Below are 20,773 nucleotides of genomic sequence, written 5' to 3' on the forward strand. Positions count from 1 at the left end.
ACTCCTTCGTGGGATGGGACTCCCCCAACGCTAGGAATCAGACAGCACCGGCCGCCAGCCGGGGCGTCACGGATCGTCACACTGCGCCGGGCGCCCCGAGGAGCACGGCGGCGAGCGCGTGGCCGGCGAGCAGCGAGGGTCCGAAGGCGAGCGACCGCCGGCCCGCCGCGAGCGCGGCGATGCCGGCGAGGCCGCCCACGACGACGGATGCGGCGAGTGCGGCGAGCGGGACGACCCATCCGAGCGTCGCGGTCGCGAGCGCGAGGCCCGCGCCGAGCTTCACGTCGCCCATCCCCATGCCGCCCGCGAGCGCCATCGCGAGCAGCACGCCCGCGCTCGCGAGCGCCGCGAGTGGAGCGAGATCGCCCGCGACGAGCCGGGCGGCCGCGGCGGTCGCCGCGACGAGCAGGAGCGGGAGCGTCACGGCGTTCGGCAGCCGGTGCTCGGCGACATCGACGCGCCACAGCAGCGGTGCGGCGAGCGCGGCAGCGGCGAGCGCCACGGCCGCGACGGCGTCGAGCCCGGCGGCGGCCGCCGCCCACGCGGCCGCGAGCGCGAGCGGCACGCCGAGCGCGTCGACCCTCCGGAGGCGTACGGGCGGCCGCAGCGTCTGCAGCGGTGCGGTCGCGGTGCTCGTCACGCGGCCACGGTAGCCGCGGCGCCGGCGCGCTCGCGGCCGCTCTCCACAGCCCGCAGCGACGCGACACGCCCGGGATGTTTGATTTCGAAGCACCTGCAACCGATGGCGGGGTCCGCGCCGATATGGGGGCAGAGAGGGCGCACCGAGTGCCCGACCCGAGTCAAGGAGAACACCATGAAGCGCAAGCTCGCGATCGGCGCCGGCGCCGCTCTCGCTCTCGCCACGCTCGGCGGCGCCCCCGCGTTCGCCGCGGAGGGCGACTCGACCGTGTCCGTCCTGCACGGCGTGCCCGGCCTCACGGTCGACGTCTTCATCGATGGCGACGAGGCCATCAGCGACTTCGCCCCCGGCACGCTCACCGACCCGATGATGCTGCCCGCCGGCAGCTACGACATCCAGGTCTTCGCCGACGGCGGCACCCCCGACACCGCGGAGCCCGCGATCGAGGCGATGGGCGTCGAGGTGCCGGCGAACGCCAACCTCACGCTCTACGCGCACCTCACCGAGGCCGGCGAGCCCGCGCTCGCCGCCTTCGCGAACAGCACGGAGCCCGTCGCGGCCGGCGAGGCCCGCTTGACCGTCCGCCACCTCGCCGCGGCCCCCGCGGTCGACATCCGCGCGAACGAGACGGTCGTCGCGCCCGGCCTCACGAACCCGAACGAGGCCTCGCTCGTCACGACGGCCGGCACGGTGTCGGCGGATGTCGTGCTCGCGGGCACGACGGACGTCGCGATCGGCCCGGCCGAGCTCGAGCTCGCCGAGGGCGTCCACACGATCGTGACCGCGTGGGGCTCGGCCGCTGACGGCAACCTCGCGCTCGCGGTGCAGACGGTCGAGGCGCACAGCGCCCCGAGCGGCGTCCCCTCGGGCAACGGCGGTGCGGCGTCGCCGTCGGCCATCGCGCTCCTGCTCGCCCTCGCGGGCGCGCTCGGCCTCACCACCATCGCGGTGCGGCAGCAGCAGCTCGCGAAGCAGCGCGGCTGACATGAGCACCACCGACGGGCTCCCTCCGCGCACCCCGCGGCGGGAGCCCGCTCGGCGCGCGTGGCGGCCGGCAGCCGTGCTCGCCGCGATCGTGGCGGCCGCGGCCACCGCGATCGGCGTGCGGCTCCTGCTGCCCGACTCGCTCGAGCCTGCCTCGCCGACGACGTCGATGACGTCGATGGCCGAGCCCGCCCCGACGAGCGCGCCGAGCGCATCCGCCCCTCCCGATGCTGCCTCGACCGCCGCTCCCGTGCCGACCGCGGTCGGCGCTCGCGACGCGTCGATCGGCGACGCCCGAGCCACGGTCGACGCCCCCACCCGCGTGCAGGTGCCGTCGGTCGGCATCGACCTCGAGGTCATCCCGGTCGGGGTGCGCGAGGACGGCCAGATGGACGTGCCCGAGCTCGTGCGCGAGGTCGGCTGGTACCGCTTCGGTCCCGCGCCGGGCGCCGATCGCGGCTCGGCCGTGCTCTCGGCCCACGTCGACAGCGACCGGGGCCGCGCGCCGATGGCGGAGCTGCTGGGCGTCCGCGCGGGCGAGAGGGTCGAGGTCGCGACCGCGTCGGGCGCCGACCTGCGGTTCCGGATCGTCGCCGTCGAGCGGTTCTCGAAGGACGAGCTGCCGCTCGAGCAGCTCTTCGCGCGCGACGGCGACCCGCTCGTGCGGCTCATCACGTGCGGCGGCGAGTGGGATGCCGCGGCGGGCGCCTACGAGGACAACATCGTCGTCACGGCAGTGCCCGATGCGCCGTGACCCGGCTCGAGGAGTGATACGTTCTGGCCGTGTCGAGCGAGGAGGCTGCGGAGGCCGAGCGCCTCTCGAGAGCCTTCGCCCACGATCCATCGCCCGAGGCGCTGCGCCAGGCGTACGAGCGCTGGGGCGGGATGGTCTACGCGATCGCCTGCCGCGCGATGGCGCCGCACGACGCCGAGGACGTCGTGCAGCAGACCTTCGTCTCGGTGTGGCGATCGCGCGAGTCGTACGACCCGGATGCGGGACCCCTGGGAGCGTGGATCGTCGCGATCGCGCGCCGCAGGATCGCCGACCACTGGCGCTCCCGCTCCGCGAGCGAGCTCGCCGTCGACCCGGAGACCCTGCACGGGGCGCTCGAGGTCGGTGAGGGGGACCCGGTGTCGGACGCGGTCGAGGATGCGCTCACGGTGCAGGAGGAGCTCGAGCGGCTCGGCGAGCCGGCCCGCACGATCGTGCGGCTCGCCGTGATCGACGACCGCTCGACCGCCTGGATCGCCGAGCGCCTGTCGATGCCGGCCGGCACCGTGAAGAGCCACTTGTCGCGAGGACTGCGACGGCTGCGGGAGCGATGGGAGGAGTCGCATGCAGCATCTGCCTGAGGAGTCGCTCGTCGCGCTCGCCCTCGGCGAGGCCATCGAGGGCGGCGAGCACGCCGCGGAGTGCGCGACCTGCAGTGCCGAGGTCGCGGCGTTCCGCGCCGCCGCGCAGCGCGTCCGCGCTGCGGAGGTCGTGCCGGTCGCGCCGCCCGCCGGCGTGTGGGACCGCATCGCGGCGGAGCTCGACGAGCCGAGCGCGACGCTCGCCGCGCCGATCGGCGCGAGCGACGCATCCGCCGTCTCCCCCGGCGCGTCCGAGTCGGCCGGCGCTCCCGTGACGTCGATCGACGTCGCCCGCCGGCGTCGGCGCCGCTTCGGCGCCGGGGCGCTCGTCGGCGCCTCGCTCGCCTCGGCAGCGGTCGCCGCGAGCATCGCCGTGCTCGTCGTCACGCAGCTCGGCAGCGACCCCCGATCGACGAACGTCGCCCAGGCGACGCTCGACCCGCTCCAGTCGACCGTCACGGCGGCGCGCGCCGAGGTCGTCGAGCGCGACGGCCAGCGGCTGCTCGTCGTCGACGTCGACGAGCTGCCCGAGGTCGACGGCTACCTCGACGTGTGGCTGCTCGACCCCGACGCGCAGCAGATGGTGAGCCTCGGCGTCATGGACGCCTCGACGACGCAGCTCGCGGTGCCGGGCGGCCTCGACCTCGACGCCTTCCCCATCGTCGACGTGTCGGTCGAGCCGTTCGACGGCGATCCGACGCACTCGGGCGACAGCCTGTGGCGGGGAGCGCTCGAGAGCTGAGCCGCGTCAGCGGTGCGGCCAACGCTGCAGCGCCCGATCGATCGCCGCACGCGTGCGGTCGCCGACCGGCTCGACGAGCTCGAGCAGCGGCTCGCCCGGTCGGCCGCGCGTGACGGGGATGCGCCACGTGCCGACCGCGACGCCGTCGACGAGCACGAGCGGGCGGAAGACGCCGTTGCCGCCCGGCACCGCGGCGCGCAGCACCGCTTCGCTCACGCCGCGCGAGCGCCCCTCGTAGCCGAGCAGCCACTCGTCGAACGCGGGCACGAGCGTGACGCCGGCGCGGCCGCCCGGCTCGGCGCCCGCCTCGACGAGCAGCTCCTCCTGCCCGAGCCGCACGCGCTCGAGTCGGCTCGCGCGCTCGAGCGCGGCGCGCACGGGTCGCTTCGCCGCGCCGAGCCACCAGGCCGCGTCGTCGGCGCGCACGGGACCGCGGGCGATCGCGAAGCGCTCGAGCGCGGCATCGAGCGACGCCTCGGGGTCGGCGACGGCCGGCGGCGCCCCGCCGACGAGCAGCTGCTCGTCGCCCTCGAAGGGGCCGAAGCGCACGAGCCCGTCGTAGGCGCAGAGCGCGAGCAGGTGGTAGCCGTTGCCGCCGGCCGTGCCGATGTCGGCGGCCGCCCACGCCTCGAGCATCGCGCCGCGGCGCATCGGGCCGGCCTCGAGCGCGGCGACGAGCACCGCGGCGGCGCGCTCGGCGGTCGCCTCGTCGATGCCGCGCTGGGTGCACATCCGCCACTCCTGCCGTCGCATGCGCTCCGCCGTCGCGGCATGCAGGACGGCGAGGTCGTCGGGCGCCGCGACGAAGAGCGTGCCGCGCATCGCCCAAGACCGCACGAGCAGCCCCGCGTCGAACGCCGCGCGCACGTCGGCGAGCGTCGTTCCCGGCGCGGAGCGGATCGCGATCGCGCGCAGCACTCCCGGCAGGTCCTGCCCCTGCATCGCGACGAAGCGGCGCACGACCTCCACCGGAGAGAGCGTCGAGCCGAGCAACCGCTGCGAGGCCAGCCGCGAGCGCCGCGCCTGCGCCGGCGTCAGCGAGCGGGGCTCGGCCATGCGCCCACGGTAGCCCCGCCCGCCCAGGCGCACCGACGCATCCGCCGCGCGGTGCGCACGCCCGCGTGGCCGAAGGGGTCCCGCAGGCGACGGCTCGCGGGCCTCAGTCCTCGAGCAGGCTCGTCACGAGCGCGGCGATGCGGGAGCGCTCCGAGCGCTGGAGCGTGATGTGGCCGAAGAGGTCCTGGCCCTTGAGCGTCTCGATGACGCTCGCGATGCCGTCGTGCCGACCGACGCGCAGGTTGTCGCGCTGCGCGACGTCGTGGGTGAGCACGACGCGCGAGTTCTGCCCGATGCGGCTCAGCACCGTGAGCAGCACGTTGCGCTCGAGCGACTGCGCCTCGTCGACGATTACGAACGCGTCGTGCAGCGAGCGGCCCCGGATGTGCGTGAGCGGCAGCACCTCGAGCATGCCCCGGTCGGCCACTTCGTCGAGCACGTTGTCGCTCACGAGCGCGCCGAGCGTGTCGTAGATCGCCTGGCCCCAGGGGTTCATCTTCTCGTCCTTGTCGCCGGGCAGATAGCCGAGCTCCTGGCCGCCGACCGCGTAGAGCGGGCGGAAGACGATGACCTTCTTGTGCAGCCGCCGCTCGAGCACCGCCTCGAGGCCCGCGGCGAGCGCGAGCGCCGACTTGCCGGTGCCGGCCGAGCCGCCGAGCGAGACGATGCCGACCTCCTCGTCGAGCAGCAGGTCGATCGCGAGCCGCTGCTCGGCCGAGCGGCCGTGCACGCCGAACACGTCGCGGTCGCCGCGCACGAGCGAGACGACGCCGGGGCGCGTGACGCGGCCGAGCGCCGAGCCGCGCTCGGAGGAGATGACGAGGCACGTGTTGCTCGGCATGTCTGCGACGAGCGGCGTCTCGAGCCGCTCGTGCTCGTAGAGCCGGTTGATCTCCTCGCCCGAGAGGGCGAGCTGCTCGGTGCCGGTCCAGCCCGAGTCGACCGCTTGCTCGGCGAGGTACTCCTCCGCCGACAGGCCGATCGACGCGGCCTTCACCCGCATCGGCAGGTCCTTCGAGACGACGCACACGTCGAGCCCGTCGGCCGCGAGGTTCGAGGCGACCGCCAGGATGCGCGAGTCGTTGTCGCCGAGCTGCAGCCCGCTCGGCAGGATCTGCTGGTTGGAGTGGTTGAGCTCGACCCGCAGGCTCCCGCCGCCCTCGGTCGGCACCGGGAAGTCGAGCCGCTGGTGCTCGATCCGCAGGTCGTCGAGGTTGCGGAGCGCCTTGCGGGCGAAGTACCCGATCTCGGGATCGTGCCGCTTCTTCTCGAGCTCCGCGATGACGACCACCGGGATCACGACCGAGTGCTCGGCGAAGCGGTGGATGGCCCCCGGGTCTGACAGCAGCACGCTCGTGTCGAGCACGTAGGTGCGCTGGCGCGTGTCGGTCTCGGTGATCTCGACGGCGCTTCCGGAGGTGGTGGTGCGTGCAGGCACGTGGCGCTCCCTTCCGACCGGGGTCGGATCTCACGCGGCGCTCGCTCCGAGGTGCTCGCTGGCGCGAAGGCCGCTCGCTCGCCGGGCGAAGGTGCCCGACACGGCTGAATGTACGCGCGCTCCCGATGCGCCGCGTCGGAAGACACACCGCCGTCGCCCAGAGTTCACCTCGATGAGAGGTTGAGGGTTCTCAGCGCCCGTAGCGCCGCTCCCGCAGCCCGTAGGAGCGGATCGCGCGCAGGAAGTCGACCTCGCGGAGGTCGGGCCCGAGCGCCTCGACGAAGTAGAACTCGCTGTGCGCGCTCTGCCAGAGCATGAAGTCGCTCAGCCGCTGCTCGCCCGAGGTGCGGATGACGAGGTCGAGATCGGGCTGGCCGGCGGTCGAGAGGTGCTCGCCGATGAGCTCCGGGCTCAGCCGCTCGGCGATCTCGGCGGGGCTCGCACCGTCGGCGGACTCGAGGATGCGCTTGACCGCCTCCACGAGCTCGTGCCGGCCGCCGTAGCCGACCGCGAGGTTCACGACGATGCCCGGCTCCCCCTCGGTGCGCTGCGCCGCCGCGGTGAGCGCGGCGCACAGCGGCTCGGGCAGGCCGCGCGGGTCGCCCACGTGACGGATGCGTCGGCCCGGCGTGTGCGAGAGGCCGTCGGCGAGCTCGGCGATGATCTCGCACAGCTCACCGAGCTCCTCGCTCGCGCGGCCCGTGAGGTTGTCGCGCGAGAGCAGGTAGAGCGTCACGACCTCGACGCCGACCTGGGCGCACCACTCGACGAACTCGTGCAGCTTCGCGGCGCCGGCGCGGTGCCCGTGCCCGACGCTCTCGAGCTTCTGCTCGCGCGCCCAGCGCCGGTTGCCGTCGATGATCATCGCGAGGTGGCGCGGCACGGGGCTGCCCTGGAGGTCGCGCCGGAGCCGCCGCTCGTAGTAGCGGTACACGAGTCGTGACCCGGGGGCGCTGCGCAGTCGCACGCGTCGAATCTACCCGGGGCGCCGCCGGATGCCCGCACCGGCACTGCGTACGCCGTACGCTGTCGTCATGCCCATGACCTCCGATCCCGAAGCCGACGGCCTGCGGCGCGAGCCCGATCCCGCCGCGGCGGACGACGTACCGCACCTGCCGCTCATCGAGGCGGCGGGCGACGCGATCGCCGAGGCCGAACTCGAGGCCAAGCCCTCGTGGCGCGGCTGGATCCACGCCGCGACCGCCCCGCTTGCGCTCGTCGCGGGCATCGTGCTCGTGCTCGTCGCCGACGGCGCGAGCGCGCGGCTCTCGACCGCCGTCTACGCACTCTCGAGCGTACTGATGTTCGGCGTCTCGGCGGTCTACCACCGCTTCACGTGGCAGGAGCGCACGCGCGTGCTCCTCAAGCGCTTCGACCACGCGAACATCTTCCTGCTCATCGCGGGCAGCTACACGCCCATCTCGCTGCTGACGCTCCCCTCGCCGACCGACTGGATCCTGCTCACCGTCATCTGGGGCGGCGCGCTGCTCGGCATCGCCTTCCGCGTCTTCTGGATCGGGGCGCCGCGCTGGCTCTACGTGCCGATCTACCTCGCGCTCGGCTGGGCGGCCGTCGCGTTCCTGCCGCAGATCTGGGCGGCGAACGCGCTCACCGCGATGCTCGTGATCGCCGGCGGCCTCGCCTACACGGTCGGCGCGATCGTCTACGGGATGAAGCGGCCGAATCCCGTGCCCGGGCACTTCGGCTTCCACGAGATCTTCCACGCGTGCACGTTCATCGCCTTCGTGTGCCACTTCACGGCGATCCTCATCGTCGCCGTCGCGCCGCCCGCCTGACGCGCCGCTAGCTGGGTGCGGGTGCGCCTCCCCCGACTCGCGACCGCCGCGCTCGTGGCAGCGGCGGCGCTCACCGTGGGCGGCTGCGTGCTCCCCGCCCCACCCGAGCGCCCCGTCGATCGCGCGGACCCCTGGGCGCCGACGACGCCGGGCGCCGCCGCAGCGCCCGAGGTCGTGCCCGTCGAGCCCGACGCGCCCATCACGACCGCCGACGAGACCGCGAGCGACACGGGCGAGCTCTACGCGGGCTTCCCGGGTGAGACCTCCGACGGGTTCCTCCCCGACGCGGCGGTCGACGTCGTGCTGCCGCCGACGACCGGCACGCCGGTCGTGCGAGCCGGCATCGCCCTGCCCGTGCACGAGGAGGGCGACGAGCTGCTGCCCGGCACGCAGCACGAGGGCAGCCGCAACCTGCTGCTCACGACGAGCGGCCGGCTCGAGCTCGCCGCGGGCGGCGAGGAGTACACGTGCAGCGCCACCGTCATCAACAGCGCCTCGGGACTCGTCGTGCTCACCGCCGCGCACTGCATCTTCGACGACGAGACCCGCGACTGGTACGACCGCATCTCGTTCGCGCCCGCCTACGAGCGCGGCGACGCGCCCTTCGGCACCTGGGTGGCCGAGGACTGGTGGGTGCCGGAGCAGTACCTCGAGGCGAACGACCGCTGGCTCGACGGCGCCGACGACGAGGGCTGGATGGGCTTCGACTTCGGCTTCATCCGCTTCGCTCCGCAGGGATCCATGACGCTCGAGGATGCGGTGGGCGGCCAGGGCGTGAGCTTCACGGCCGAGTCGAACGGCGTCGTGATCGCCGGCTACCCCGGCAACGACCCGTTCGACAGCGAGGTGCTGCGGCACTGCGCGGAGGACCGGCTCGACTTCGGCGCGGGCGGCGACGCGAACTACGGCGCCGACTGCGCCATGGGCGACGGGGCTTCGGGCTCGGCGTTCGTCTCGAACCTCGACCCGAAGACCGGCGCCGGCCACATCACCGCGGTCTTCTCCAACGGCGGCGCGACCGGCGCCTACGGCCCGCCGCTCGGCGTCACCGCGTGGAACGGGCTGCAGTCGATCGACGACTGACGCGCGTCAGTCGTTCGCGTCGTCCTGCGACTGCCCGAAGGCACCGACCTTCTTGGGCGCGGCCTTCGCCTGCTTCTCCGCCGCGCGCCGCTGCTGCCGGTTGCCGCCCTGCGCCTGCGCCTTGGCCGCGACCGCCGGGTTGCCGCTCTTCGCGCGGCCCTTCGCCGTGGCCGTCGCGAGCTCCTTGCCGCGCGAGTCGTGCACCGACGCCTCGCCGTCCTCGTCGGGTGCCGAGTAGGTGAGCTTCGCCGTGTCCTCCTCGACCGCCTCGAGGCCGCCGCCCTCGATCGCGGGTGCCTCGGGGCTCGCGCCCTGGTGCACCTTGACCTCGAGGTTGAACAGGAACTGCACCGACTCCTCGCGGATCGCCGACATCATCTGCTGGTAGAGCGCGAAGCCCTCGTTCTGGTACTCGACGACCGGGTCGCGCTGCGCCATCGTGCGCAGGCCGATGCCCTCGCGCAAGTAGTCCATCTCGTAGAGGTGGTCCCGCCACTTGCGATCGATGACCGAGAGCACGACGCGGCGCTCGAGCAGGCGCATCGCGGGCGAGCCGAGCGTCTCCTCGCGGCGCTCGTAGGCGAGCTTCGCGTCGGAGACGAGCTGCTCGTAGAGGAAGTCGGCCGTCAGGCGCGGCTGCGCCTCGGCGACGACCTCGTCGATCGTGATGCTGACGGGGTAGAGCGTCTTCGCCTCGCTCCACAGCGCCTCGAGGTTCCACTCGTCGCTGTCGCCGCCGACCGCGTGCGTGTCGACGAGCTCGCGGATCGTGCCCTCGAGGAAGCCCTGCACGCGCCCCTGGAGGTCGTCCCCGTCGAGGATGTGGCGGCGGTCGGAGTAGATCGCCTCGCGCTGGCGGTTCATGACGTCGTCGTACTTCAGGACGTTCTTGCGCATCTCGGCGTTGCGCGCCTCGATCTGCGCCTGCGCGGAGCGGATCGTGCGGGAGAAGATCTTCGACTCGAGCGGGATCTCGTCCTCGTCGGCGTCGACGGCCATGAAGCGCTGCGCGACGGCACCGCCGAACAGCCGCAGCAGGTCGTCCTGCATCGAGAGGTAGAAGCGGCTCTCGCCCGGGTCGCCCTGGCGGCCGGAGCGGCCGCGCAGCTGGTTGTCGATGCGACGGGACTCGTGCCGCTCGGTGCCGAGCACGTAGAGGCCGCCGGCCTCCACGACCTGCTTCGCCTCCGCCTCGACGGCGGCCTTCACCTCGGCGAAGACCTCGTCCCAGCGCTCCTCGTACTCCTCCGGCGTCTCGGAGGGGCTCAGGCCCAGCTCCTGCATGCGCGTGACGGCGAGGTGCTCGGCGTTGCCGCCGAGCATGATGTCGGTGCCTCGACCCGCCATGTTCGTCGCGACCGTGACGGCGCCGAGGCGACCCGCCTGCGCGACGATCGATGCCTCGCGCGCGTGGTTCTTCGCGTTGAGCACCTCGTGCGCGACGCCGGCCTTCGCGAGCAGCCCCGAGAGGTACTCGCTCTTCTCGACGCTCGTGGTGCCCACGAGCACGGGCTGGCCCACCTGGTGGCGCTCGACGATGTCCTCGACGACGTGCTTGAACTTGCCCTCGACGGTCGAGTAGACGAGATCGGCCTGGTCGATGCGCTGCACCGGCTTGTTCGTCGGGATGGGGACGACGCCGAGCTTGTAGGTCGACATGAACTCGGCCGCCTCGGTCTCGGCCGTGCCGGTCATGCCGGAGAGCTTCTTGTAGAGGCGGAAGTAGTTCTGCAGGGTGACCGTCGCGACCGTCTGGTTCTCGGCCTTGATCTGCACCCCTTCCTTCGCCTCGATCGCCTGGTGGATGCCCTCGTTGAAGCGGCGGCCCTGCATGATGCGGCCGGTGTGCTCGTCGACGATGAGCACCTCGCCGTTCATGACGACGTAGTCGGAGTCGCGCTTGAAGAGCGCCTTCGCCTTGAGCGCGGTGTTGAGGAACGAGATGAGCGGCGTGTTCGCCGACTCGTAGAGGCTGTCGATGCCGAGCAGGTCCTCGACCCGCTCGATGCCCGGCTCGAGCACGCCGACCGTGCGCTTCTTCTCGTCGACCTCGTAGTCGACATCGGGGCGCAGCCGCTTGGCGATGCGCGCGAACTCGCCGAACCAGCGGTTCGCCTCGCCCGCGGCGGGGCCCGAGATGATGAGCGGCGTGCGGGCCTCGTCGATGAGGATCGAGTCGACCTCGTCGACGATCGCGAAGCCGTGGCCGCGCTGCACCATGGCCTCCTTCGAGTGGGCCATGTTGTCGCGCAGGTAGTCGAAGCCGAACTCGTTGTTCGTGCCGTAGGTGACGTCGGCCGCGTACTGCTCGCGCCGCACCTCGGGCGACTGGCCCGCGACGATGCAGCCGGTCGTCATGCCGAGCGCGCGGAAGACGCGGCCCATGAGCTCCGACTGGTAGCTCGCGAGGTAGTCGTTGACCGTGACGATGTGCACGCCCTCGCCGGTGATGGCGTTGAGGTAGGCGGCGATCGGCGCGACGAGGGTCTTGCCCTCACCGGTCTTCATCTCGGCGATGTTGCCGAGGTGGAGCGCGGCGGCACCCATGACCTGCACGTCGTAGGGACGCATCCCGAGCGTGCGCTTCGCGGCCTCGCGCACGGCGGCGAAGGCCTCGGGCAGCATCGTCTCGAGCGCCTCGCCGTCGGCGTAGCGCTGGCGGAACTCAGCGGTCTCCTGCGCCAGCTCCTCGTCGGTGAGCTCCTCGAACGCGTCCTCGAGCTTCGCCACGTCGGCGGCGATGCGCTCGAGTCGCCGCAGCAGCCGGCCTTCGCCGGCGCGCAGCATTTTCTCGAAGAAGTTGGCCACGAGGGATGCCTCCCGTGCGTTGGGGGAAAGGGACGGTCCTTGACCGACTGCCCATCGTAGCAACCGGCACCCGGCGGCGCCCCTGCGATGCTCAGGGGCGCCGCGGGTCGCGTCAGGAAGCGGCCGCGGGCGCGCTCTCCTCGGTGGTCTCGGGCTCGGCGATCGCGTCGTCGAGCGAGATGACGCCGTAGGACCAGCCCTTGCGGCGGTAGACGACGGCGCACTCGTCGGTGGCCTCGTCGACGAAGAGGTAGAAGGGGTGGCCGACGAGCTCCATCTGGTCGACGGCGTCGCTCACGCTCATCTTCCTGGCCGGGAAGCGCTTCTTGCGGATGACGACCGGCGACCACTCCTGGTCCTGCTCGGGCTGCTGCTCGACGACGGGGATGGAGCCGGTCGCGACCGCCTCGACGATCTCCGGGTCGGCGGGGGTGAGCGCGACCTGCTCGAACCCGGTCACGACGGCCTCGCGCAGCGGCGTGCGGCGGCGGGCGCTGTGGTCGTGCCGCTTGTCGTGCACGCGGCGGGCCCGCTCCATGATGCGGTGGAACGCGGCGTCGAAGGCGATGTACTTGTCGGGCCCGTCGGACTCGGCGCGGATGATCGAGCCCGGCCCGTGCACCGTGATCTCGACGCGGCCGCCGGCAGTCGCATGCGGGTCGGCGTGGCGCGAGAGCCTGACGTCGAGGGCGGTGGCGCGCGGCAGGAGCTGCGTGACCTTGGCGAGCTTCTCCTCCGCGTAGGCCCGGAACCTGTCCGTGATGTTCGCGCCCCTCGCGCCGAATGTGATCTCCATCGTTGCCTCCCATCAGGTACGGCGTCGGCGCCAGCGGCTGCGGGCCGACTTGCGTGGCGATCACCATACCCCGCCCGTCCGAGCGTCGGCCGGGCGGGCCGAGAGGCGTCGCTCGGTGCGCGCGACGGCGACGATCGCGACCGGTCGGCAGCCCGCGGCGCGCAGCGCCCGCACGCCCTCGCGGGCCGTCGCGCCGCTCGTGACGACGTCGTCGACGAGCACCGCGGCGGCTCCAGCCAGCCGGGCGCGATCCCGCCGGCCGAGCTCGAGCGAGCCGCGAGCGGCGAGCGCCCGCTCCTCGGCCGAGCGCTCCTTCTGCGCGCCGGGCGGGGCGCGCCCGGCGACGCGACGGAGCGGCACCGCCGTGAGGCCCGCGCTGCGCAGCACGAGCTCGACGGGGTCGAAGCCGCGCTGTCGCAGCCCTCCGCGGCTCGAGGGCACCCGCACGAGCGCCCCCGCCGGCGCGGCCGCGATCGCGAGCGCGAGGCCCGCGCCGAGCGCTCGCGCCGTCGCCCGGTCGCCGCGCTCCTTGCCCGCACCGACGAGCGCTCGCACCGGTCCCTCGTAGCGCGCGGCGGCGACGAGCGGCACGCCGTCGAGCAGCTCGTGCTCGGGGCCGGCGAGCAGCAGTCCCGCGCATGCCGGGCAGACGGGGGTGTCGAGCGCACCGCAGCCGGCGCACTCGACCGGCCAGAGCACGCTCGCGGTCTCGCGCAGCGCCGGGGCCAGCGCCGACAGCCGCACCGAGCGCATCCGCATGCCCGCACGGTCGCATCCCGGCGCGCGGGCCCGCTCAGGCGATCGGCGCCGCTGTGGAGAGGATCACTGCTGCGTCGCGACGAGCCCGATGGGGCCGAGGCCCGGCACGGGGCTCCACACGCTGCCGCGGAGCGCGAGCAGCGAGCCGTCGACGCCGAGCGCGCGGAGCGTCGCCGCGCCCTCGCTCCCGCCGACGACTGCGCGCACGGGCTCGCCCGGTGCGGGCAGCTGCTCGGAGGCGCCGCCGACCTCGAGCAGCACGACCTGCGACTGGTCGCCGGCCGCGGCGAGCACCGCGAGCTGCGTCGGGCTCGTCCACGTCACGTCGCTCGCGGCGCCGTCGATGCGCGGGAGCGCATACGGCTCGCCGAGCGAGACGGGGCGGCCCGCGGCATCGCGGATCATGGCCGCGACCCACACCTGGCTCACGCTCCCGTCGACGGTCGTGATCGCGAGCCTCGCGCCATCGCGCGAGAGCTCGATCGCCGCGATGCGATCGGCGCCCGGCGGCAGCTGCAGCTCGACGCGCTCCCCCGCGCGCCACGCGAGCAGCCGCTGCGGCGCCGCGGCCTCCTGCAGGATCACCCAGCCGCTGTCGTCGGTCGTCGCGGGCAGCGCGGCATCGGCCGAGATCGCGACCGGGCCGGCACCGGGCTCGAGCCACAGCGCGGTCGTGCCGGTGGTCGCGACCCCGCCCGCGGCACCGACGGTGTAGTCGCTCGCGCCGATCGACGCGAGCGTCGGCCCGACGTCGTCGATGACCGAGGAGCCTCCGCCGATCGGCCGCAGCGTCGAGCCGTCGAGCACGAGCGGTCGCTGGTCGACGTCGCCGTCGTCGAGCGGAGCGGCGTCGGCGCTCGACGCGGTGAGGCCGGCGAGTCCGTCGACCTCGACGCGCACCTCGCGCACGCCGAGCGAGCGCAGCGAGAGCGCGAGCTGCGCCGCGAGCTGCTGCAGGCTCCCGCTGCCGCGCTGCTCCACCTGGGCGAAGTCGAGCGTCACGGTCGCGACGGTGCCCTCGACGACCGGCTCGCCGACCCGCTGCGCCTCCGGGGCGCCGGCCGTCGTGACGGCGGGCGAGAGCCAGGTCGAGGGGCCGCCGAGCAGCGCGTCGACCATGCGGCCCGCGAGCGTCGAGGCGGTGCGCTCGAACCAGCGCACCTCCGGCACCGCGCGCGTGCCGTCGGGCGTGAGCCACGCGAGCGCGTGCGAGCGGAAGAGCTGGGCGAAGTGGAAGGCGGAGAGCACGATGCCGTCGGGCGCTTGCGCGATCCTCCACTCCCCCGCGACCCGCAGCATCCGGAACTCGAGCATCCGATCGCTGCCGACGAGCTCGAGCGCGCCGCCGGCGTCGAGCTCGGAGACCGCCGTGACGACCGCCGTCGCGGCCGTCTCGCCGCCGAGCGAGACCTCGGGCTGGCCCGAGCGCACGATGACGCCCGCCTGGGGGCGCCAGCGCTCGGCCTCGCCAGAGACGAGGTACTCGCGCGCGATCGCGAAGTCGTCGTCGGGGGTGATCGCGGCGGCGAGGAAGCCGCGCACGATCTCCTCCTGCGTTGCCCCGACGCGCGGCGACTCGGCGATGAAGACGAGGTCGCTCGCCTGCTCGGCGTCGTCGACGCGGCCAGCCGTCACGGGCCCCGAGTCGGGGATCGCGACGCAGCCGGTCAGCACGAGCAGCGCGGCGAGCGCTGCGATGGCGCGCTTCATCGCTCCACCTCCTCGGTCGTCGTGCGGGTCGCGGGGTCGACGAGCGCGATCGGCGCGCTCGCCGTGTCCTCGTCCGCCGCTCTCGCGGGCGGCTCCGCAGGCGGCGGCGCCTCGGCGGGCGGCAGGTCGATCGGCGAGACGACCGTGCGAGCGCCGGCGCGCGGGAGGGTGAGCCGGAACGCGGTGCCCTCGCCGGGCCTCGACCACACGTCGATCCAGCCGCCGTGCAGCGCCGCGTCGTCGCGGCTGATCGAGAGCCCGAGGCCCGTGCCGCCCGTGCGGCGCTGGCGCGACGGGTCGGCGCGCCAGAAGCGGTCGAAGACGCGCGACGCCTCCTCCTCGGTCATGCCGACGCCGTGGTCGCGCACGGCGATCGCGGCCGCGTCGCTCGACGAGTCGACCGTCACGACGATCGGGCGGCCCTCGCCGTGGTCGATCGCGTTGCCGAGCAGGTTCTGCAGGATCCGTCGGATGCGCCGCGGGTCGACCTCGGCCTCGAAGTGCCCGCCGGGCGCGACGAGCCGCAGCTCGCTGCCGCGCTCGGCGGCGAGCGGCTCGAGCGCCGAGATCTCGCCTTGCGCGAGCCGCACGAGGTTGGTCGGCTCGATCTCGAGCTGCGCCGCGCGCGCGTCGAAGCGGCTGAGCTCGAGCAGGTCGGCGAGCAGCCGCTCGAAGCGCTCGACCTGCGTGTGCAGCAGCTCGACCGTGCGCCCGGCGACGGGGTCGAACGCCTCCCGCCGATCGTGCAGCACGTCGCCCGCGAGCTTGATGGTCGTGAGCGGCGTGCGCAGCTCGTGCGAGACGTCGCTCACGAAGCGCTGCTGCACGGTCGAGAGCGTCGCGAGCTCGTTGATCTGCACCTGGATCGAGTCGGCCATGTCGTTGAACGAGCGCCCGAGCGTCGCGACCTCGTCGTCGCCGCGCACGGGGATGCGCACGTCGAGCTCGCCCGCGGCGATGCGCGCGGCCGAGTCGGCCGCCTGCTGCACGGGCCCGACGACCATGCGCGCGACGAACCACGTGATGAGGCCGATGAGCGCGATGAGCGCGAGCCCGCCGAGCACCATCGTGAGCTGCATGAAGCCGAGCGTCGCCTGCGTCGACTGCAGGCTCGTCTGCAGGTAGAGCTCGTAGCGGCCCGCGAGCGGCACGTCGACGGTCGTGCCGACGACGATCGCGGGCTCGGAGCCGCCGCCCTGCTCGAGCCGCACCGATTGGTAGTAGGGCGTGGTGTCGGATGCGGAGGCGACGGATGCGCGGAGCTCGCTCGAGAGCAGGTCGGTGTCGAAGGCCTGCGACTGCACGTCGTTCATCTGCAGGAGCGTCTCCCCCTGCCGGTCGCTGCGGAGCATCGCGTACTCCGTCGACGTGCGGCTCGCGATGAGCCCGGTGACGGCGTCGAGCGCCCGGTCTTGCAGCGAATCCACCTCTCCGCTCGTGAGCGTCGCGGTGACCGCCTCGTCGAAGATCTGCTGCATCTCGCCCGAGGCGCGCACCGCCTCGACGAGCGCCTCGTCGCGGCGCGTCTCGAAGAGGTTCTGCCCGACCGAGAGCGACATGTAGCCGAAGACGCCGACGAGCGCGAGCGTCGAGAGCGCCATGCTCGCCGCGACGACGCGCCACTGCAGCGAGCGCCGCAGCACGCGGGTCGCCGTCTCCCAGATCGGGCGGCGTCGCGCGGCCATGGCCTAGCCGGTGGGGGCGCCGGCGCGGTAGCCGACCCCGCGGACGGTCGTGACGACCACCGGGTTGTCGACGTCGCGCTCGACCTTGGAGCGCAGCCGCTGCACGTGCACGTTCACGAGGCGCGTGTCGGCCTTGTAGTGGTAGCCCCACACCTGCTCGAGCAGCATCTCGCGCGAGAACACCTGGTTGGGCTTCTGCGCGAGCGTGACGAGCAGCTCGAACTCGAGCGGCGTGAGCGCGATCGCCTCGCCGCCGCGCGTGACGCGGTGGCCCTCGACGTCGATCTCGAGGTCGGCGACGCGGAGGACGCCGCCGTCCTCCTGCCGCGGCACGCGCAGCCGCGTGCGCACGCGCGCGACGAGCTCCTTGGGGTTGAACGGCTTCACGACGTAGTCGTCGGCGCCCGACTCGAGCCCGAGCACGACGTCGGTCGGGTCGCCCTTCGCGGTGAGCATGATGATCGGCACGCCCGACTCCTCGCGGATCTCGGTGCAGATCTGGATGCCGTCCTTGCCCGGGAGCATGAGGTCGAGGAGCACGAGGTCGGGACGGACGTCGCGGAACCGGTCGAGCGCATCCGACCCGTCGGCGCAGTGCTCGAGCCGGTAGCCCTCGGTCTCGAGCACGATGCCGATCATCTCGGCGAGCGCGAGGTCGTCGTCGACGACGAGGATCGTCTGCTCAGCCATCGAGCGCTCCCCTCCACGGCCGCGGGACGGCGCGGCTGCCGTCAGGGTAGCCGAGTCCGCCTCGAGGATGCCTCAGGCGCCCGGCTCGCCGAGCAGCCCGCGCGATGGCAGCGTCCCGGGTCGGGCGCTGGGGCGCGTCGTCCTAGGCGGCTCAGAGGTGCGGCTAGGGTCGTTGACAGCGGGCGTCCCCCGCTTCCAGTGCAACGGCGCATGCAAAGAGAGGGAAGCCCATGGGTTCTCTGGTCCTGATGCTGATCGGTCTGGCGATGTTCGCGGTCGGCTACTTCGTCTACTCCAAGTACCTCGGGCAACGGGTCTTCCGGCTCGATGCCGCGTTCAAGACCCCCGCGCACGAGCTGCGCGACGGCGTCGACTACGTGCCGACGAACAAGTTCATCCTCTGGGGCCACCACTTCACGTCGGTCGCCGGCGCAGCCCCGATCGTCGGGCCCGCCATCGCGGTCATCTGGGGCTGGCTGCCCGCGTTCCTGTGGGTCACGCTCGGCACGGTGTTCTTCGCCGGCATGCACGACCTCGGCACGCTGTGGGCGTCGCTGCGCAACAAGGGCAAGTCGATCGGCGCGCTGTCCGGCCGCTACATCGGCAAGCGCGGCGCCAACCTCTTCCTCGTCGTCATCTTCCTGCTGCTGCTGATGGTGATCGCCGCGTTCGCCGTCGTCATCAAGAACCTGCTCATCAGCACGCCGACGGCGGTCATCCCGACGTGGGGTGCCATCATCGTCGCCCTCCTCGTCGGTGTCGCGGTCTACCGGATGCGGTGGCCGCTCATCCCCGTCACGGTCGTCGGCGTCGTGACGCTCTACGCGCTCATCGTGCTCGGCGACAGCGTGCCGGTCGTGCTGCCCGAGAGCTTCCTCGGCATGACGCCCGCGACGTTCTGGATCCTCGCGCTGTTCGTCTACGGCGCGATCGCGTCGCTGCTGCCCGTGTGGGTGCTGCTGCAGCCGCGCGACTACATCAACGGCGTGCAGCTCTTCGTCGGGCTCATCCTGCTGTTCGGCTCGGTGCTCATCGCGACCCTCTTCGGCGCCGTGAAGCCCGAGATCGTCGCGCCGATGTTCAACACCGACCTGCCAGCGGGCACGCCGAGCCTCGTGCCGCTGCTGTTCGTCACCATCGCGTGCGGCGCGATCTCCGGCTTCCACGGCATGGTCTCCTCGGGCACGAGCTCGAAGCAGATCGACAAGGAGACCGACGCTCGCTTCGTCGGCTACTTCGGCGCGGTCGGTGAGGGCCTGCTCTCGCTCGGCACGATCCTCGCGGTCATCGGCGGCATCCAGTCGGCTGGCGAGTGGCGCGAGATCTACAGCGAGTTCGGCGCCGGCGGCGTGAACGCGTTCGTGCAGGGCGGCGGCGCGCTCATGCAGAACGGCCTCGGCCTGCCCGCGTCACTGAGTGCGACGGTGCTCGCCACCATGGCGGTGCTGTTCGCGGCCACGACCATGGACACCGGCATGCGACTGCTGCGCTTCATCGTGCAGGAGATCGGCCAGACGCTGAAGGTTCGGATCACGAAGATCCCGGCGACGCTCGTCGTCGTGGTGGTCGGCCTCGGCCTGACCTTCTCGCAGGGGCTCGGCGGCGAGGGCGGACTGCGCATCTGGCCGCTGTTCGGCACGACGAACCAGCTGCTCGCGTCGCTCTCGCTCTCGATCATCGCGGTCATGCTCATCCGCAAGCGGCGCAACCCGCTGCCGGCGATCATCCCGCTCGTGCTCGTGTTCGTGCTGTCGTTCTGGGCGGCGCTCGAACAGCTCGTCGGCTTCACAGCCCCCGACAACGCCGATTGGCTGCTGTTCGCGATCGATGTCGTCATCATCATCGCGAGCGTCTGGGTCGCGGTCGAGGCGGTGCTCGCGATGCGCCGCGCCGCCAAGGCGGAGCCGGAGCCCGAGGACGAGGACGCCCAGCTCGCGGCCGAGCGCGAGACCGTCTGACGCGTGCCGTCGCACGCGCGGGCCCAGCGCCGGGAGCAGGCCTCCCGGCGCTGGGCCGCGCTGCGATCGGGGCTGCACGAGTTCTACGTCGGCCCGTACCGCCAGACGCTCCTGCGGGAGCAGCGCGACGAGGACGACCTGTTCATGGTCGTCGTGCTCGGCGAGGCGCTCGGCGTGCCCGATCCCGCTGCCTACTACTCGGCCGAGCTGCTGCCGGCGGTGTGGCAGGACTTCCACGCCTGGCACCGCCGCATCGGCATCCCAGACTCGCCGCTGGACCACATCGCATGCTGCTGACGATCGCGCGCTCGCGCCGCATCCTGTTCGTCGGCGGCAAGGGCGGAGTCGGGAAGACCTCGGTCGCCGCCGCCCTCGCGCTCGCTCGCGCGCGCGAGGGCGCTCGCGTGCTGCTGGTCTCGACCGACCCAGCTCACAACCTCGGCCACGTGTGGGGCGAGGCGGTGGCGGATGCGCCGACCCGGGTGCTCGACGTCGGCTCCGGCTTCGTCGACGCGGTCGAGATCGACCCGCTCGAGACGATCGAGCGGCACTTCGCCTCGGTCGCCGACACGATGCGGCACCTGCTGCCCGAGCGCCTGCACGCCTCGGCGAGCGCGCACCTCGAGCGGGCGCGGACGGCGCCGGGCAGCCACGAGTCCGCGGTGCTCGAGCGCATCGCCGAGCTCGTCGCGGCGGGCTTCGAGACGCACGACCTCATCCTCTTCGACACCGCGCCCTCGGGGCACACGCTGCGGCTCCTCGCCCTGCCCGAGCAGCTGACGGGCTGGACCGAGACGCTGCTCGCCAACCGCGACCGCTCCGAGAGCTTCGCCGCCGCTGCGCGCAGCATCGTCGGCACCCGCGACGAGCAGCCCTCCGCCGACGCTCGACTCCGCCGCACCCTCGTCGCCCGCCGCGACCGCTTCGCGCTGCTGCGCTCCGCGATCACCGATCGGGCGCACACCGCGTTCCTCGTCGTCGCGATCGCCGAGCGGCTGCCGGTCGCCGAGTCGATCGACGTCGTGCGACAGCTGCGGCAGCTCGGCGTCGACCCGGCCGCGATCGTCGTCAACCGCCGCTCCCCTGCCGATGCGGGCCGGCTGCTGGCCGAGCGGCGCGCGCAGGAGGAGCAGCACCTCGCCGTCCTGCGCGACGCGACGGACGGCATCCCGATCGCGCAGGTGCCGCTGCTGCCGGGCGACCTCGCCGGGGCCGAAGCGCTCGGAGCGCTCGCCGACCGCCTCGCCGCAGCGACCTGACGGGCGCCGGAGGGCG

General features: G+C 73.3%; 19 protein-coding genes. 9 read left to right on the forward strand and 10 right to left on the reverse strand.

Features of this window, described 5'->3' with window-relative positions; genetic code table 11:
- Positions 1-76: 76 nt before the first annotated feature.
- Complete coding sequence (locus tag ACP7BI_RS05970) at positions 77-640, reverse strand: prepilin peptidase (protein ID WP_425844367.1); 564 nt, start codon at positions 638-640, stop codon at positions 77-79.
- Between the two features lie 174 nt (positions 641-814).
- On the opposite strand from ACP7BI_RS05970, the gene ACP7BI_RS05975 reads away from it, so the two are divergent.
- The 4 genes from ACP7BI_RS05975 to ACP7BI_RS05990 are packed head-to-tail and all read left to right on the forward strand — an operon-like array spanning position 815 to position 3,719.
- A complete protein-coding gene (locus ACP7BI_RS05975) occupies positions 815-1,624 on the forward strand; it encodes a DUF4397 domain-containing protein (protein WP_425844368.1) in 810 nt (269 codons plus the stop codon).
- Position 1,625: 1 nt separating this feature from the next.
- The gene (locus ACP7BI_RS05980) at positions 1,626-2,378 is read left to right on the forward strand and encodes a sortase domain-bontaining protein (protein WP_425844369.1); all 753 of its coding nucleotides are present in this window, start codon (positions 1,626-1,628) and stop codon (positions 2,376-2,378) included.
- 29 nt (positions 2,379-2,407) lie between these two features.
- Positions 2,408-2,977, forward strand: a complete 570-nt coding sequence (locus ACP7BI_RS05985) for an RNA polymerase sigma factor (RefSeq protein WP_425844370.1) — start codon at positions 2,408-2,410, stop codon at positions 2,975-2,977.
- Positions 2,961-3,719, forward strand: coding sequence for an anti-sigma factor (locus ACP7BI_RS05990; RefSeq protein ID WP_425844371.1), 759 nt, complete (start codon positions 2,961-2,963; stop codon positions 3,717-3,719). The genes ACP7BI_RS05985 and ACP7BI_RS05990 overlap by 17 nt, the downstream gene beginning before the upstream one ends.
- A 6-nt stretch (positions 3,720-3,725) precedes the next feature.
- Here the strand turns inward: ACP7BI_RS05990 and ACP7BI_RS05995 are convergent, their stop codons facing one another.
- From ACP7BI_RS05995 to uppS, 3 genes are all read right to left on the reverse strand, one after another.
- On the reverse strand, positions 3,726-4,775 hold the full coding sequence (locus ACP7BI_RS05995) for a winged helix DNA-binding domain-containing protein (RefSeq protein WP_425844372.1): 1,050 nt from the start codon (positions 4,773-4,775) through the stop codon (positions 3,726-3,728).
- 103 nt (positions 4,776-4,878) lie between these two features.
- A complete protein-coding gene (locus ACP7BI_RS06000) occupies positions 4,879-6,213 on the reverse strand; it encodes a PhoH family protein (RefSeq protein WP_425844373.1) in 1,335 nt (444 codons plus the stop codon).
- A 190-nt stretch (positions 6,214-6,403) separates the two neighbouring features.
- A complete protein-coding gene (uppS, locus tag ACP7BI_RS06005; protein ID WP_425844374.1) occupies positions 6,404-7,180 on the reverse strand; it encodes a polyprenyl diphosphate synthase in 777 nt (258 codons plus the stop codon).
- Between the two features lie 73 nt (positions 7,181-7,253).
- Between uppS and trhA the strand changes: the two genes are divergently transcribed.
- Positions 7,254-8,009: a PAQR family membrane homeostasis protein TrhA gene (gene trhA / locus ACP7BI_RS06010; RefSeq protein ID WP_425844587.1), complete on the forward strand. Its 756-nt coding sequence runs from the start codon at positions 7,254-7,256 to the stop codon at positions 8,007-8,009.
- Positions 8,010-8,030: 21 nt separating this feature from the next.
- Positions 8,031-9,092: a trypsin-like serine peptidase gene (locus ACP7BI_RS06015; protein WP_425844375.1), complete on the forward strand. Its 1,062-nt coding sequence runs from the start codon at positions 8,031-8,033 to the stop codon at positions 9,090-9,092.
- 6 nt (positions 9,093-9,098) lie between these two features.
- Here the strand turns inward: ACP7BI_RS06015 and secA are convergent, their stop codons facing one another.
- The 6 genes from secA to mtrA form a co-directional block, all read right to left on the reverse strand.
- Complete coding sequence (gene secA, locus ACP7BI_RS06020) at positions 9,099-11,900, reverse strand: preprotein translocase subunit SecA (RefSeq protein ID WP_425844376.1); 2,802 nt, start codon at positions 11,898-11,900, stop codon at positions 9,099-9,101.
- A 112-nt stretch (positions 11,901-12,012) separates the two neighbouring features.
- A complete protein-coding gene (gene hpf / locus ACP7BI_RS06025; RefSeq protein ID WP_425844378.1) occupies positions 12,013-12,696 on the reverse strand; it encodes a ribosome hibernation-promoting factor, HPF/YfiA family in 684 nt (227 codons plus the stop codon).
- 60 nt (positions 12,697-12,756) lie between these two features.
- Positions 12,757-13,455 carry a ComF family protein gene (locus ACP7BI_RS06030; RefSeq protein ID WP_425844379.1) on the reverse strand — a complete coding sequence of 233 codons (699 nt, stop codon included), beginning with the start codon at positions 13,453-13,455 and terminating at the stop codon, positions 12,757-12,759.
- 63 nt (positions 13,456-13,518) lie between these two features.
- Entirely contained in the window at positions 13,519-15,165 is a 1,647-nt protein-coding gene (locus ACP7BI_RS06035; protein WP_425844380.1) for an LpqB family beta-propeller domain-containing protein, read from the reverse strand.
- Entirely contained in the window at positions 15,162-16,850 is a 1,689-nt protein-coding gene (gene mtrB / locus ACP7BI_RS06040; protein ID WP_425844381.1) for an MtrAB system histidine kinase MtrB, read from the reverse strand. Before mtrB ends, ACP7BI_RS06035 begins: the two co-directional genes overlap by 4 nt.
- Positions 16,851-16,853: 3 nt before the next feature.
- The gene (gene mtrA / locus ACP7BI_RS06045; protein ID WP_425844383.1) at positions 16,854-17,540 is read right to left on the reverse strand and encodes an MtrAB system response regulator MtrA; all 687 of its coding nucleotides are present in this window, start codon (positions 17,538-17,540) and stop codon (positions 16,854-16,856) included.
- Positions 17,541-17,770: 230 nt separating this feature from the next.
- Between mtrA and ACP7BI_RS06050 the strand changes: the two genes are divergently transcribed.
- From ACP7BI_RS06050 to ACP7BI_RS06060, 3 genes are read left to right on the forward strand one after another with little or no spacing between them, the layout of a single operon-like run.
- Positions 17,771-19,498: a carbon starvation CstA family protein gene (locus ACP7BI_RS06050; protein ID WP_425844384.1), complete on the forward strand. Its 1,728-nt coding sequence runs from the start codon at positions 17,771-17,773 to the stop codon at positions 19,496-19,498.
- A 3-nt stretch (positions 19,499-19,501) separates the two neighbouring features.
- Positions 19,502-19,795, forward strand: coding sequence for a cory-CC-star protein (locus ACP7BI_RS06055; protein ID WP_425844385.1), 294 nt, complete (start codon positions 19,502-19,504; stop codon positions 19,793-19,795).
- Positions 19,786-20,757, forward strand: coding sequence for an ArsA family ATPase (locus ACP7BI_RS06060; protein ID WP_425844387.1), 972 nt, complete (start codon positions 19,786-19,788; stop codon positions 20,755-20,757). The genes ACP7BI_RS06055 and ACP7BI_RS06060 overlap by 10 nt, the downstream gene beginning before the upstream one ends.
- Positions 20,758-20,773: the final 16 nt, after the last annotated feature.

It is taken from the genome of Agrococcus sp. TSP3-2-1 (genome assembly GCF_049897585.1).
Classification (GTDB): Bacteria; Actinomycetota; Actinomycetes; order Actinomycetales; family Microbacteriaceae; genus Agrococcus.

Coding starts and splice junctions, on each gene's coding strand:
- ACP7BI_RS06030 (WP_425844379.1), bottom strand. CDS start 13,455: ATGCGGATGCGCTCGGTGCGGCTGTCGGCGCTGGCCCCGGCGCTGCGC.
- mtrA (WP_425844383.1), bottom strand. CDS start 17,540: ATGGCTGAGCAGACGATCCTCGTCGTCGACGACGACCTCGCGCTCGCC.
- trhA (WP_425844587.1), top strand. CDS start 7,254: ATGACCTCCGATCCCGAAGCCGACGGCCTGCGGCGCGAGCCCGATCCC.
- ACP7BI_RS05995 (WP_425844372.1), bottom strand. CDS start 4,775: ATGGCCGAGCCCCGCTCGCTGACGCCGGCGCAGGCGCGGCGCTCGCGG.
- ACP7BI_RS05990 (WP_425844371.1), top strand. CDS start 2,961: ATGCAGCATCTGCCTGAGGAGTCGCTCGTCGCGCTCGCCCTCGGCGAG.
- ACP7BI_RS05975 (WP_425844368.1), top strand. CDS start 815: ATGAAGCGCAAGCTCGCGATCGGCGCCGGCGCCGCTCTCGCTCTCGCC.
- mtrB (WP_425844381.1), bottom strand. CDS start 16,850: ATGGCCGCGCGACGCCGCCCGATCTGGGAGACGGCGACCCGCGTGCTG.
- hpf (WP_425844378.1), bottom strand. CDS start 12,696: ATGGAGATCACATTCGGCGCGAGGGGCGCGAACATCACGGACAGGTTC.
- ACP7BI_RS06035 (WP_425844380.1), bottom strand. CDS start 15,165: ATGAAGCGCGCCATCGCAGCGCTCGCCGCGCTGCTCGTGCTGACCGGC.
- ACP7BI_RS06060 (WP_425844387.1), top strand. CDS start 19,786: ATGCTGCTGACGATCGCGCGCTCGCGCCGCATCCTGTTCGTCGGCGGC.
- ACP7BI_RS05980 (WP_425844369.1), top strand. CDS start 1,626: ATGAGCACCACCGACGGGCTCCCTCCGCGCACCCCGCGGCGGGAGCCC.
- ACP7BI_RS06050 (WP_425844384.1), top strand. CDS start 17,771: ATGGGTTCTCTGGTCCTGATGCTGATCGGTCTGGCGATGTTCGCGGTC.